The sequence below is a fragment of the Neoroseomonas rubea genome (genome assembly GCF_016106015.1).
Taxonomy (GTDB): domain Bacteria; phylum Pseudomonadota; class Alphaproteobacteria; order Acetobacterales; family Acetobacteraceae; genus Neoroseomonas; species Neoroseomonas rubea.
This window is the reverse complement of sequence record NZ_JACADQ010000096.1, coordinates 1-12,852: the sequence shown is the minus strand read 5'-3', so window position 1 is coordinate 12,852 and position 12,852 is coordinate 1. Positions and strand designations below refer to the sequence as shown.

General features: G+C 72.3%; 13 protein-coding genes. 6 read left to right on the top strand and 7 right to left on the bottom strand.

The annotated features are described in order from the left end of the window. On the bottom strand, window positions 1-923 hold a 923-nt coding region (gene xseA, locus HW577_RS11580), incomplete at its 3' end, for an exodeoxyribonuclease VII large subunit (protein WP_198376292.1). A 48-nt stretch (window positions 924-971) separates the two neighbouring features. Between xseA and purD the strand changes: the two genes are divergently transcribed. Continuing rightward, window positions 972-2,240 carry a phosphoribosylamine--glycine ligase gene (purD, locus tag HW577_RS11575; protein WP_198376291.1) on the top strand — a complete coding sequence of 423 codons (1,269 nt, stop codon included), beginning with the start codon at window positions 972-974 and terminating at the stop codon, window positions 2,238-2,240. Window positions 2,241-2,247: 7 nt separating this feature from the next. Here purD and HW577_RS11570 read toward each other — a convergent pair whose 3' ends face one another. From HW577_RS11570 to HW577_RS11560, 3 genes are all read right to left on the bottom strand, one after another. After that, complete coding sequence (locus HW577_RS11570) at window positions 2,248-2,577, bottom strand: YrhB domain-containing protein (protein WP_198376290.1); 330 nt, start codon at window positions 2,575-2,577, stop codon at window positions 2,248-2,250. Window positions 2,578-2,650: 73 nt separating this feature from the next. Then, complete coding sequence (locus HW577_RS11565; protein ID WP_198376289.1) at window positions 2,651-3,412, bottom strand: PAAR domain-containing protein; 762 nt, start codon at window positions 3,410-3,412, stop codon at window positions 2,651-2,653. A gap of 90 nt (window positions 3,413-3,502) precedes the next feature. Further along, window positions 3,503-3,790, bottom strand: a complete 288-nt coding sequence (locus tag HW577_RS11560; protein ID WP_198376288.1) for a 4a-hydroxytetrahydrobiopterin dehydratase — start codon at window positions 3,788-3,790, stop codon at window positions 3,503-3,505. A 51-nt stretch (window positions 3,791-3,841) separates the two neighbouring features. Between HW577_RS11560 and HW577_RS11555 the strand changes: the two genes are divergently transcribed. Both HW577_RS11555 and HW577_RS11550 read left to right on the top strand, forming a co-directional pair. Then, on the top strand, window positions 3,842-4,231 hold the full coding sequence (locus HW577_RS11555; RefSeq protein ID WP_198376287.1) for a metallopeptidase family protein: 390 nt from the start codon (window positions 3,842-3,844) through the stop codon (window positions 4,229-4,231). 69 nt (window positions 4,232-4,300) lie between these two features. Then, on the top strand, window positions 4,301-6,376 hold the full coding sequence (locus HW577_RS11550) for a M64 family metallopeptidase (protein WP_198376286.1): 2,076 nt from the start codon (window positions 4,301-4,303) through the stop codon (window positions 6,374-6,376). Here HW577_RS11550 and HW577_RS11545 read toward each other — a convergent pair. Beyond that, a complete protein-coding gene (locus HW577_RS11545) occupies window positions 6,366-7,505 on the bottom strand; it encodes a CaiB/BaiF CoA transferase family protein (RefSeq protein WP_198376285.1) in 1,140 nt (379 codons plus the stop codon). The genes HW577_RS11550 and HW577_RS11545 overlap by 11 nt on opposite strands. Before the next feature lie 108 nt (window positions 7,506-7,613). Here HW577_RS11545 and HW577_RS11540 point away from each other — a divergent pair, with 108 nt between their 5' ends. After that, on the top strand, window positions 7,614-8,807 hold the full coding sequence (locus HW577_RS11540; RefSeq protein WP_198376284.1) for a sulfotransferase family 2 domain-containing protein: 1,194 nt from the start codon (window positions 7,614-7,616) through the stop codon (window positions 8,805-8,807). Window positions 8,808-8,985: 178 nt separating this feature from the next. Here HW577_RS11540 and HW577_RS27055 read toward each other — a convergent pair whose 3' ends face one another. Beyond that, window positions 8,986-10,470 (bottom strand): glycosyltransferase family 61 protein, encoded by a 1,485-nt coding sequence (locus HW577_RS27055; protein ID WP_198376283.1) that lies wholly within the window; start codon window positions 10,468-10,470, stop codon window positions 8,986-8,988. A 79-nt stretch (window positions 10,471-10,549) separates the two neighbouring features. Beyond that, window positions 10,550-10,891: an ArsR/SmtB family transcription factor gene (locus HW577_RS11530; protein WP_198376282.1), complete on the bottom strand. Its 342-nt coding sequence runs from the start codon at window positions 10,889-10,891 to the stop codon at window positions 10,550-10,552. A gap of 176 nt (window positions 10,892-11,067) precedes the next feature. Between HW577_RS11530 and HW577_RS11525 the strand changes: the two genes are divergently transcribed. Both HW577_RS11525 and HW577_RS11520 read left to right on the top strand, forming a co-directional pair. Further along, window positions 11,068-11,775 (top strand): GntR family transcriptional regulator, encoded by a 708-nt coding sequence (locus HW577_RS11525; protein WP_198376281.1) that lies wholly within the window; start codon window positions 11,068-11,070, stop codon window positions 11,773-11,775. A gap of 254 nt (window positions 11,776-12,029) precedes the next feature. Continuing rightward, window positions 12,030-12,852, top strand: an 823-nt coding sequence (locus HW577_RS11520; protein WP_269769537.1) for an amidase family protein, incomplete at its 3' end; no start/stop codon positions are given.

Below are 12,852 nucleotides of genomic sequence, written 5' to 3'. Positions count from 1 at the left end.
CGCTCGGCGCGCAGCAGGCGCAGCCGCGCGCCGTTCAGAAGGCTTGCCGCCGCCTGCGCCAGCCGCGCGCCGGTCTGGGCGATGGAGGCGGCGAGTTCCGCCCGCGCCGGCACGGCGAGTTCGGCCGCCGCGGTCGGCGTCGGCGCGCGGCGGTCGGAGGCGAAATCGATCAGCGTCGTGTCCGTCTCATGCCCCACCGCGCTGATCAGCGGGATGGAGCAGGCGGCGGCGGCGCGGACCACGATCTCCTCGTTGAAGGCCATCAGGTCCTCGAGCGACCCGCCGCCGCGGGCGACGATCACCAGGTCCGGCCGCGGCACGTGCCCGCCTGGCTGGATGGCGTCGAAGCCGCGGATGGCGGCGGCGATCTGTTCCGCCGCACCCTGCCCCTGCACCAGGACGGGCCAGAGCAGGATGCGGCGCGGGAAGCGCCGCGCGATGGTGGTGCGGATGTCCTGGATGACCGCGCCCTTCTCGGAAGTGACCACGCCGATCACGGCGGGCAGGCGCGGGATGCGTATCTTGCGGGCGTCATCGAACAGGCCTTCGTCGAGCAGGCGCTTGCGCAACGCCTCGATCTTCGCAAGCAGCGCGCCCTCGCCGGCATATTCCAGGCGCTCGATCACCAGCTGGTATTTCGAGCGATCCGCGTAGGTGGAGATGCGGCCGGTCGCGATCATCTCCACGCCATTCTCGGGCATGGTGCCGATATTGCGCAGCGCGGTCTTCCAGATGACCGCCTCGATCTTCGCGTCGGCGTCCTTGAGCGAGAGGTAGGTGTGGCCGGAGGGGTAGCGCTTCATCTCCGTGATCTCGCCGCGCACGCGCACGCGGCCGAAGGCGCCTTCCAGCGTGCGGCGGATCGCGCCGGCAAGGTCGGAGACGCTGTAGTCGGGGATGTTGGTGGCGGCCGGGGTGTCCATCGCGCCACCCTATGCTAAGCGCGGCCCGTTGCGGAACGGGGGTGTGCGATGAAGGTGCTGGTGGTCGGCGGCGGTGGGCGGGAACATGCGCTGTGCTGGGCGATCGCGGCCTCGCCGCTGCTGACGAAGCTGTGGTGCGCGCCGGGCAATGCCGGCATCGCCGAGGTCGCGGACTGCGTGCCGATCGGGGCGGAGGACATCGCCGCGCTGGTCGCCTTCGCAAAGGACAAGGCGGTGGACCTGCTGGTCTGCGGGCCGGAGGCGCCGCTGACGCTGGGCCTTGCCGATGCCTGCGCCGCTGCCAGCATCCGCTGCTTCGGCCCGAGCCAGGCGGCCGCGCGGCTGGAAGGCAGCAAGGCCTTCACGCGGGACGTAGCGGATGCCGCCGGCGCGCCGGGCGCGCGCTGGCAGCGGTTCGAGGACCCGGCCGCGGCGAAGGCGTATATCCGCGCGCAGGGCGCGCCGATCGTGATCAAGGCGGATGGTCTCGCGGCAGGCAAGGGCGTGGTGGTCGCCGCGACGGTCGCCGAGGCGGAAGCCGCCGTGGCGGACATCATGGAAAGCCGCGTCCATGGCGCCGCCGGCGCGACGGTGCTGGTTGAGGAATGCCTGGTGGGCGAGGAGGTCTCCTTCTTCGCGCTGTGCGACGGCACCACGGCGCTGCCGCTCGGCGCCGCGCAGGACCACAAGCGCGTGGGGGATGGCGATACGGGGCCGAACACCGGCGGCATGGGCGCCTATTCCCCGCCGCCCGTCTTCACCGATGCGCTGCGGGACGAGACGATGGCGCGGATCGTGCGGCCGGTGCTCGCCGAGATGGCGCGGCGCGGCGCCCCCTTCCGCGGCGTGCTCTTTGCCGGGCTGATGATCACGGCGGACGGGCCGCGGCTGATCGAGTTCAACGTCCGCTTCGGCGACCCGGAATGCCAGGCGCTGATGGTACGGCTGCGCTCGGACCTGCTGCCCGCGCTGCTCGCCGCCTGCGACGGGGAACTCGCATCCTTCGACCTGCGGTGGGAACCGTTGCATTCCCTCGTCGTCGTCATGGTCGCGCGGGGCTATCCCGGCGCCTACGCCAAGGGCAGCGAGATCCGAGGGCTGGAGCGCGCGGCGCAGGTGCACGGCGTGCAGGTGTTCCACGCCGGGACGGCGCGGCGGGAGGATGGCGCGCTGGTCGCGACCGGCGGGCGCGTCCTTGGCATCGCGGCCGCGGCGCCGACGCTCGCGGAAGCGCGGGATGCCGCCTACGCCGCGGTCGATGCGATCGACTGGCCCGGCGGCTTCTGCCGGCGCGATATCGGCTGGCGCGCGCTGTAGGCGGAATTCAACGGCGCTGTCGCTCGGTCCAGGCGGCTTCGAAGACGCCGATGACGAAGTCGGGGTGGCCGGCGGAGGGCAGCATCGTCACCTGGCCGGTGGCGCGTTCCACGGCGACGGGGCCGTTGCCGGGCTTCGCCTGGCCGGGGTCCCCTGTCTCCCGGTACCCGCGCGTGGTGTAGAAGACGACCCAGCCGAAGGGGCGTTCGCGTGTCGCTTCCTCGACCGGCACCCAGTCGGTGGTCGGGTCGGCGGCGGCGACCGCCTCCATCGCCAGGATGATCGCCGCGGCGCGGCTCGGCACGGGGCCGGGTGGGCGGGGCGACTGACCTGACATCCTCTCCTCCTCCGCCCGCAGGGGCGCGCAGGCCGACAGCGCGGCCGCCAGCAAGCAGCGGCGCGTGCGGCCGTCAGTGATTGCCCGGCACGATGGCGATGCCGACATCGGCGGGATTGTAGCGCGCCTGCGCGACGGCGGGGTCGGAGATGGCGCCGGCACCCTGGCCGGGGCCCCAGTTCTGGCCCTCGACGATCGAGACGGTGCCGCCCTGGTTCGTCATCACGACGACATGCGAATTGCCGTTGCCGTAGTCGATGCCGACGATCAGCGTCGTGCCGTCGCCACCCTGCTGCGCCAGGTTGTAGGCGTCGTTCAGGTTGTGGCCCCAGCTCATCGTCGTGTTGTGGCGCGCGGCGATGGCGTCGAAGCTGCCATCCTGCCCGGCAGGCGCGGTGGCGTTCGGGTTGCTGCCATCCAGCCGGTCGATCACCGCGTCGACGATGTTGCCGCAGTTGATGACGCTGTTGGGGGGGTTCACCGCGGCGGCGATCGCCGCGGCCGATTGCGCGCCGCCGCCCCCGCTGCCCCCTCCGCCCGCGGCACCGCCATAGATGACGTTGGGCGACCCCACGACGATGCTTCCGCCATGGGAGGTCAGCGATCCCAGGAAGGCCGGTGGCAGTTTGCCGACGAGGATGGTCGGGTAGCCCATCATGATCGCGTCGGGCGGGCCGACGCAGAGGCACAGGTCAGTCTGCCGCGCCGCGGGGAAGAAGTTGATGAGCACCGTGATGCAGCAGGGCGGCAGCACCGGTCCGCCGACATGCGGCACCGGCCCGGTGAACATCGGGCAGACATGCATGTCGAGCAATCGGGCGGCGGGAAACGGCATGGTCGTCCTGCGGCGCGTCTGGCCGGATGTGACAGAAGCACGCCGGCCCGGCCCGCCGCAACCGGGCCGGGTCACACGCCCTGCAAGACTTCAGACGAGCGCGTCGATCGCCCGGGCAAGCGCGATGTCCCGCGCCGACAGCCCGCCGGCATCGTGGGTGGACAGGGTGATCTCCACCCGGTTCCACACATTGGACCATTCGGGGTGGTGGTCCTGCTTCTCGGCCAGCAGGGCGACACGGCTCATGAAGCCCCAGGCGGCGTTGAAGTCGGCAAAGCGGAAGCCGCGCGCGATCGCGTCCCGCCCCTCCACCATCCGCCAGTCCGGCAGGTCCCGCGCCAGGGCGGCACGCGCCGCCGCATCCAGTTTCTCGACCATCGGTCTCTCCCTGTTCTTGACGGCAGGCCGGCCGGCCACGCATGAGACGCCATGCGCTTCTCGACCCCGCCCGGCCTCGATGACCTGGTTGAGATGGCGGAGCACGCGCTCGCCGCAATCCCCGAGCCGCTGCGCGACATGGTGCGCGGCACCGCCATCCTCGTCGAGGACATGCCCGATGACGAGGTGCTGCGGGAGATGGGCATCGAAAGCCCCTGGGAACTGACCGGCCTGTACCAGGGCGTGCCGCTGATCGCGAAATCCAGCGGCGACGTGCCGCGGGAACCCGACCGCATCCTGCTGTATCGCGAGCCCATCCTGCTGGAATGGATCGAGACCGGGGAGGACCTGTTCCGCCTGGTCCGCAACGTGCTGATCCATGAGATCGGGCATCATTTCGGCCTCTCGGACGAGGATATCGCGCGGCTCGAGGAGGATTGACACCCTCGCGTTGAAACCGGGCACTGGATTTCGTTACGATATCGGCGCGAACATCCGGGACGGCGCGACATGGCCGGCTTCACCACGGTCCAGGACAGCGGGCCATCCGCCAACCGCATCGACATGGTCTTCGTGGGCGATGGCTACACGGCGGGCGAGATCGCCACGACCTACGCCGCGCATGTGCAGTCGCTGCTGACCTACATGTTCGACGGGACGCTGCTGACCGAGCCCTTCGGGCGCTATCGCAACTTCTTCAACATCCACCGCGTGGAGGTCGTCTCGGCCGAACCGGGTGCGGACGATCCCGGCGCGGGCATCACGCGCAACACCGCGCTCGGGGCGTCCTATCGCTGGGACGGGGTGACGGACCGGCTGCTGTATCTCAGCGACGCGGCGGCGAACGCGGCCGTGGCCGCGGCCTTCGCGGGCACTGGCATCACGGCGGAGATGCGCTTCGCCACCGTCAACAGCGCGACCTATGGCGGGGGCGGCGGCACCTGGGCGGTCTACGCCGGCGGGAATTCCTTCGCCCGCGAAGTGGCGCTGCACGAGGTCGGCCATTCCTTCGCCGACCTTGCCGACGAGTACTGGTATTTCGGTGGCGCTTATTCGGGCGGAGAGCCCTTCGCGCGCAACGTCACCACCGACCCCACCGGCGCGAAATGGTCAGACTGGATCGGCTACGACCAGCCGGGAATCGGTGTGATCGGCGCCTATGAAGGCGGCTACTACAATGCGACCGGCATCTGGCGGCCGTCGCTGAACTCCAAGATGCAGAACCTCGACCGCCCCTTCGATGTGGTGGCGCGGGAGGAATTCATCCGCGGCTTCTACGCGCTGGTGGACCCGATCGACAGCCACACGCCGAATGCCGGCACGCTGACGAACCGCACGAGCCTGACGGTCGATGTCATCGACCCCGCCGTGATCCGCGTGGACTGGACGGTGAACGGCACCACCTTCACCGGCGCGGGGGAAAGCTTCGACCTGCGCGGCCGCCGCCTCGGCTTCGGCACCTTCATCGTCACGGCGCTCGCGCAGGACCCGACCGACTGGGTGCGCGGCGACCGCTCCGCGCTGCAGGAAAGTGTCACCTGGACGGTGGTCAACGACTACGAGCGCTACGGCACCGCGGCGGCGAACCGGCTGGACGGCACGGCCAACCCGAACGCGATCTTCGGCCTCGGCGGCAACGACACGCTGGACGGGCTGGCGGGGGCGGACACGCTCTCGGGCGGGCCGGGCGACGACCTCTATGTGCTGGACGAGGCGGGCGACCGGGTGGTGGAGACGGCGGGCGCCGGCACGGACACGGTGCGCACCACGCTCGCGCTGTACACGCTCGGCGCGACGGTCGAACACCTGGTCGCCGGCGACGGCGCGGCGCACCGCTTCACCGGCAATGCGCTGGCGAACCGCATCACGGGCGGCGCGGGCACGGATACGCTCGCCGGCGGCGCAGGCGCCGATACGCTGGATGGCGCGGGCGGCATCGACCGGCTGTTCGGCGGCGGCGGCGATGACTGGTACGTGCTGACGGCGGGCGACATCGTCGTGGAAGCGGCGGGGGGCGGGCGCGACACGGTGATGATCGGCGCAGGCACCGCCTACGCGCTGGGGGCGGAGGTCGAGGTGCTGCGCATGGCGGCGGGCGGCATCGTCTCCGGCCTCGGCAACGCGCTGGCGAACACGCTGGTGGGCAATGCGAACGGAAATGTGGTGAACGGCGCGGGCGGCGCGGATTCCATCGCGGGGGAGGGTGGTGCCGACGTGCTGCTCGGCGGCCTGGACGCGGACACGCTGCGCGGTGGGGCGGGGTCGGACGTGTTCCGATTCGACGAGGTGGCGGAGTCCGGCCCGGCCGCGCCGGACCTGGTCGCGGATTTCGCCTTTCGCGCGGGGGAGGTGGACCGCATCAACCTCTCCCGCATCGATGCGCGCGCGGGAACGGCAGGCGACGAGGCCTTCGTGTTCATCGGCGCGGCTGCCTTCAGCGGCGTCCAGGGGCAGTTGCGTGCGGAAGCGGTGACGCCCGGCGCGCGCTGGCGGGTGGAGGGCGATGTGAACGGGGATCGGGTGGCGGATCTCGTCGTGCTGGTGGACAGCGTCGCGGGACCCACCACCGGATGGTTCATCCTGTAGGGCGCCCCAGCAGTTCCCCATCGTGCTCGCCCAGACGCGGCGCATCGCGCAGCGACCGCGGCCTCTCGCCATCGAAGGAAATCGGCAGCCCCACCACGCGCGGCCCGCCGGCGGGCAATTGCTGCACGATGCCCACCGCATCGAATTGCGGGCTCGCCACCACCTCCCCGATGTCGTTCACCGGGGCGCAGGGCACGCCCGCGGCCTCCAGCGCCGCGATCCAGGCATCCCGCGGGCGCGTGCGCAGCACCTCCGCGATCAAGGGCAGCAGCGCGGCCTTGTTGCGCACGCGCGCGGCACCCTTGGCGAAGCGTTCGTCCGTCGCCCACGCCGCATGCCCCAGCACATCGGCGCAGCGCGCCCAAAGGCGATCGTTGCCCGCAGCCAGGCAGAGCGGCCGGTCCGCCGTGTCGAACACCTGGTAGGGAACGATCACCGCGCCGCCCGTGCCGTGCCGCTTCGGCACATCCCCCGTGTGCAGGTGATTGTTCACCTGGCCTTCCACCCAGTGCACCGCGGTCTCGAACAGGGAGGTATCGACCATGCCGCCGCGCCCCGTGACCTCCCGCCGCCGCAGCATCCCCAGCGCGCCGATCACGGTGAACATTCCCGTCGCCTTGTCGTTGATCGAGGCCCCGCAGAAGGTCGGCGGATCCTCCGGCCGGCCGGTCACGCTCATCATGCCGCCATAGGCCTGCAGCAGCGGGTCGAAGCCGGGCTTCATCTTCATGGGGCCGCGATCGCCGAACGCCCAGATCGAGCAGTAGATCAGCCGCGGATGCCGCGCGAGCATCGTGGCGGGGCCGATGCCGATCTCCTCCACCACGCCCGGGCGCAGGTTCTGGACCAGGATGTCGGCGGTCTCGCACAGCCGGTGCAGCGCCTCGACATCCCCGGCCTTCTTCAGGTCGAGCGTGATGCCGCGCTTGTTGCGGTTCTGCCCGTGGAAATACAGCGAGGTGACGCCGTCCGGCCCGAAGGGCGGGCCCCAGCCGCGCGCATCGTCGCCGCCGTCGGGCTTCTCGACCTTGATCACGTCCGCACCCATGTCGGCCATGATGGCCCCGGCCAGCGGCCCGGCCAGCGCCTGGCCGACCTCGATCACGCGCACACCTTCGAGCGGCAGCATCCGTTCCCTTCCCCCTTCGTCCGGCGGCCAGCATAGGCCGCGGGCGCCAGCCGTGCAGAGGGGCCACCCTTGCCCGCACCGCACCGTTTCGGCATGAGAATGGCGCAGATGCCGATCACCCGCGACGACGTCCTGGCCGCCTACCGCACCCTGCTCGGGCGGGACCCCGAGAGCGAGGATGTCGTCGTCGCGCGGCTCGGCCAGGACACGGTGGCGTCGCTGCGCGCCGAGATCATGGCCTCCGCCGAATACCAGCGCCGGCGCCAAGCCCATGCGCCCGCGCGACCGCAGCGCGCGAACCTGGTGACGGATGAGGAGGTGGCAGCGGTCTACGGCGCCCTGCTCGGCCGCGCGCCGGAGGACCCGCTGCTCGGCGCACACTACCGCGCGGCGGAGATGACGGCCGTCGACCTGATGCTCTTCGTCATGCGCAGCCCGGAATTCCAGCGCACCGCGGGACCGCGCTTTTCCACGCTCCCGCCCGGCCCTTCGCCCGAGACGAAGGACCCCTCCGGCCATCCTCCCATCCGCCATCCCTTCGCGATGGAGCCGCGGCTGCTGCCGCTGTACTTCTTCCTGCACATTCCGAAAACCGGCGGCACCAGCCTGAACCGCGCCTTCGACCGGATGTTCCGCAGCTTCGTGCTCTACACCAGCCCGAAGGACCTGGAGCAGCGGGTGCGGGAGGACGCGGCCTTTTTCCACCGCTGGCTGCTCGTCACCGGGCATATCCTGGTGGGCAACCCGGCCGCGCTCGCCTCTCCGCGCCCGAACGTCTTCCTCGCCGTGTTCCGCGACCCGGTCGCGCGCGCGATCTCGCTCTACGACTATGCGCGCGCCCTGCCGACCCACCCGCTGCACGAACCGCTCTCGACGATGACGCTGGCCGAGGCCACTCGGTCCTGCGTCCCCTTCCGCCACGTGACGACGAACGCGCAGCTCCGCTTCGTCTTCGGCGGCACGACGATGGCCGAAGTGCGCGACGCGCTGCGCGCGCGCAGCTACGTGCTCGGCCGCGTCGATGCGCTCGACGCCTTCCTCGACGCGGTCTCGGCCTATTCCGGCCTGCCGCGCCCGCCCTTCGTCCCGCGCCTGAATGCGGGGGAGGACCAGCCCCCGGCCGAGCCCGCCGCCACCCAGCCCGACATCGCCGAGGCGCGCGCCGCGCTCGCCGAGGCCAATGCGACAGAGGCCGCCTTCGTCTCGGAATGGCTCGACCGGCCGCTCGCGACGGTCGGCGTTGCAGCCTCGAAGGCGGCGCGGGCGAGCCAGAGCGATCTCCGATCGGCCGGACACGGCTGATCGGGTTCAGTGTCATGGGACAGTGCGGTCGGCGTCGACCGGTTCCGCCGTCGTGACACCGCGTGTCGGACCCCCGAACGGCGCCCAGCCGCGCGCCGAGGGTCACGCCGACGGAGGACGCGGCGCCGTCAGGCCGCCGACACCTTCCTCGACCCCCGCACGTCCGTGGCCGCGACCTTCAGCCCCGCGCCTCGGCCTCGAACCGCGCCAGCGCGGCGAGCATCGGCGCGATCTCCACCCGCCAGCGTTCCTCCGCCCCGAAGGCCGGTTCCAGCCACAGCGCGTGGCGATGCCCGACGACGCGCGACAGCCGCGCCATGCAGAAGCGCGGCGCGTGCCAGGCCGGCGTGACGGGCATCAGTTCGAACACGGAAAGCCCCGGCCGCGCCGTCAGCAGATGGGCGAGGCCCGCGCCATGCGGCGCGACCACCACCTCCGCGCCGCGCAGCAGCGCGACCTGGCGCAGCAGCGGCATGTCCTCGAGCCGCGCCGTGGCGTAGCCGCGCGCCGCGAGCGCCGCCTCCACATCCGCCTCGTTCGCCATGGGCCGCGCGGCGCTGCCGCGGCGTGAGAGATAGATCCTCCGCGGCCCGGGCGCGCGCGCCGCTTCCGCATCCGCCGCCACAGCGATGCGGTCGAGCACCGGGCGATAGGCCTCGAAGCGCGTCAGCCAGGGCGCGCCGGCCGGCACCATGTACAGCCGCTCGACGAAGACTGCGTCGCCCACCGTCACGCGCGGCGGCGGGCGGGCGAAGGCGAGGTCGAGGCTTTCCTGCACGAAGCCCGGCGCGCGCGGCGGTTCGAGCAGCGCGATCGCCGGCTCGCGATCCTCCGGCAGCCAGGCGAGCGCGGGCAGCCATTCCGCGTACCAGTGGAAGAAGTTGAAGGCCTCGTTGAAGGCGAAGACCGCTTCGGCCAGGCGCGGCGCGGTCGCCATGGCGGCACGGGACCGGCGCAGCAGCGGCCAGCGATGGGTGCGAAGCAGGCGTTGGTCCGGACGCCAGATCTGGCCCATGTCGTTGACGAAGACATTCTCCCACACGCGCACCCAGGGGGCGCGATCCTCCGCCAGCGTGGCGCGGAACTGGGCGTCGAGCCGCGCGAATTCCTCCGCCTCGTCCGCCATGCGCCCGCCGGCGTGGAATACGGCGAAGGACGCGCCGGGGGCGCCGCCGGCGGACAGATGCGGCGCCGGAGCGAAGCCGAAGGGGGATGCGCGGGGCTCCGGTTCCCCAAGGTTGGCGAAGCGGTGCCAGGCCGTCTCGATCGCCGCCTTCAGCGCGGGATGCGGCAGCGCGCGCGCGACCACGGTGAGCGTCGGGCCCATCGGCGTCAGCACGCCGTCGTCGCGCAGGATGTCCGGGTCGGCGAACAGCGTCGCCAGCGCTTCCGCCCCGTATCCCGCGCCGGCAAGGCGCCTTGCCGCGAGGACGCGGCGCGGCCGCGGCAGTTCGGCGCGGATCGCGACGAGCGTCGCCGCCGCGATCCGCTGCGCGTCGCCGAGCGCGAGCGCTGCGTTGAGATAGGCGAGCACGGCGGGTGGCGGGGGTGTGGTTCCGGCCCCGGCCTCGAAGGCGGCGACCAGGGCGGGCCAATCCGCGGCGGCCTCGAGCGCCGACAGGCGCGCTACAAGACCGGGCGCGGTACCCCTGTCTGCGCCCACCGCGGTCCTCCCCCCCAATCCTGGCCTCCGTTATCCTATCGGAACGACAGGGGAGCCAGGGGCGGTGGGGTCAATTCTCCTACGGGCAGAAGATTTCCTGCAGCGTCGCCATGATCTTCGCGACGCGCGGATCGGCGATCCGGTAGTGGATCGTGGTGCCCTCCCGGCGGGTCGCCACCAGGCCGTCTTCCCGCAACTTGGCCAGGTGCTGCGACATGGCGGGCTGGGACAGCCCGGCGCGCTTGGCGAGGCGGCCGACCGGTGCCTCGCCCTCCACGATCAGCGTGCAGAGTACGGTCAGCCGGCGCTCGCTCGCCAGCAGGCGAAGCATGGCCGCTGCCTCAGCCGCATGGGCCTCCATGTCGGCCGCGCCCGACGCAGTGGGTATGCTCGCCTGACGGCGGTCGATGATCGCATCCATCCCGTCATCCTAGCCCGGCAGGGCGGAGTTGATCCATCGCAAGTATTTTCGCCGCACGTCAGATTCAAGGCTCGTCGCCAGGGTCTCCGCGCGCGGCACGTCACGTGCTTCCACCATCGGCGGGCGTGGCGCGGGGCACTGCCGACCGGGCGGCGATGAGGAGGCGAAGGCTGAGCATGGACGAACGGCCCGACAGCCCGGGCGCGACGACGCCCGACACCCCGGCGCGCCGCCCGACCCGCGCAGAGACGCTGGCTGAGGCGATCGCCGCGGCAATCACCGAGGGCCGCCTCGCGCCTGGGATGGCGCTGGAGGAGGAGCGACTCGCCGCGCTGCACGGCGTCTCCCGAACCCCGGTGCGCGAAGCGCTGCGCCTTTTGGCCGCGACGGGCCTGATCGAGCAGCGGCCGCGGCGCGGGGCGGTCGTCGCGCGCCCCGAGCCCGCGAGGCTGGCCGAGATGTTCCAGGCCATGGCGGAACTGGAGGCCGTCTGCGCCAGTCTCTGCGCGGCCGCCATGGGGCGGGCGGAGAAGGCGGCGCTCTACGCGCGCCACGCGGCGATGGGCCGTCTGGCGCGGGACGGTGCGGTGGACGCCTATCGCGACGCCAATGTCGGCTTCCATGACCTGCTCTACGCCGGTGCGGGCAACCGCTATCTCGCGGAACTGGCCGAGACGACGCGGCGGCGGCTCGCCCCCTTCCGCGCGGCGCAGTTGGGCGGACCGGACCGGCTGGCCGCATCCCACGCGGAACACGGGGCGATCGTGACGGCGATCCTGGCAGGCGACGGACCGGCTGCGGCGGCGGCGGTGCGGGCGCATCTCGCCGCGACCGAAGGCGCCTGGGGGCTCATGGCGGGGCAACCTCCGGCACGGATGGGCTGAGGCGCCGCGGGGGCGCGGGCGACGCCCCACAGGCAGGAACGGCACGACCGCTGGCACGCGCGCCGCGCGCGTCCCGCCCACCGCATCCGCGCATGTCGCCGTGCGACGTCTGCCGGCGCCATGGTCGCACCGCGGCCGCCTGTTTCCTCGGCAGCCAGCGCCCGGCCCAGCCGAAATTGCATGCAGTTGCGCATACACACTGCCCGTGCGCTTGGCCTGTCGGACGGCACGCCGCTTGCTGATCCCGCGCTGCGATGAACCTCGTCGAACGCCCCTTCCGGATCGCCGCGCTGCACGCGGCCTATGCCGCCGGTGCCACGCCCGCCGCCGTGCTGGCGGAAGCGCGGCGCCGCCTGGCCGCGGCCGATGACCCCGGGATCTTTCTCGACCTGACGCCCGAGGCCCATCTCGACGCCGCCATCGCCGCCCTGCCGGACTTCGACCCGGCGCGCTTCCCCCTCTGGGGCATTCCCGTGGCGGTGAAGGACAACATTGCGGTCGCCGGCCGGCCCATCACGGCCGCCTGCCCGGCCTTCGCGCATGTGCCGGAGGAAGACGCGACGGCCGTCGCCAGGCTGCGCGCCGCCGGCGCGCTCATCCTCGGCAAGGCCAATCTCGACCAGTTCGCGACCGGGCTGGTGGGCGTCCGCACGCCCTATCCTGCGCCGCGCAATGCGGTGGCGCCGGACCGGGTGCCGGGCGGTTCCTCCTCCGGCTCCGCCGTCGCAGTGGCGCGGGGCATCGTTGCCATCGCGCTCGGCACGGATACGGCTGGTTCCGGGCGCGTGCCCGCGGCGCTGAACGGGATCGTCGGGCTGAAGCCGTCCCTCGGCGCGGTCTCGACGCGCGGCGTCGTTCCGGCGTGCCGCAGCCTCGACTGCGTCTCGGTCTTCGCGGCGGATGTCGAGGATGCCTGGACCGCCTTCCGCGTGCTGGCGGGCGAGGATCGCGCCGATCCGTTCAGCCGCCCGATCGCCTGGGCCGAGCCCGGCGCCGCGCCGGCGCGCATCGCCATCCCCGCGGCCCCCGACCTGCACCTGGACGAGGCGCCGGCACGCGCCGCCTGGGCCGCCGCCC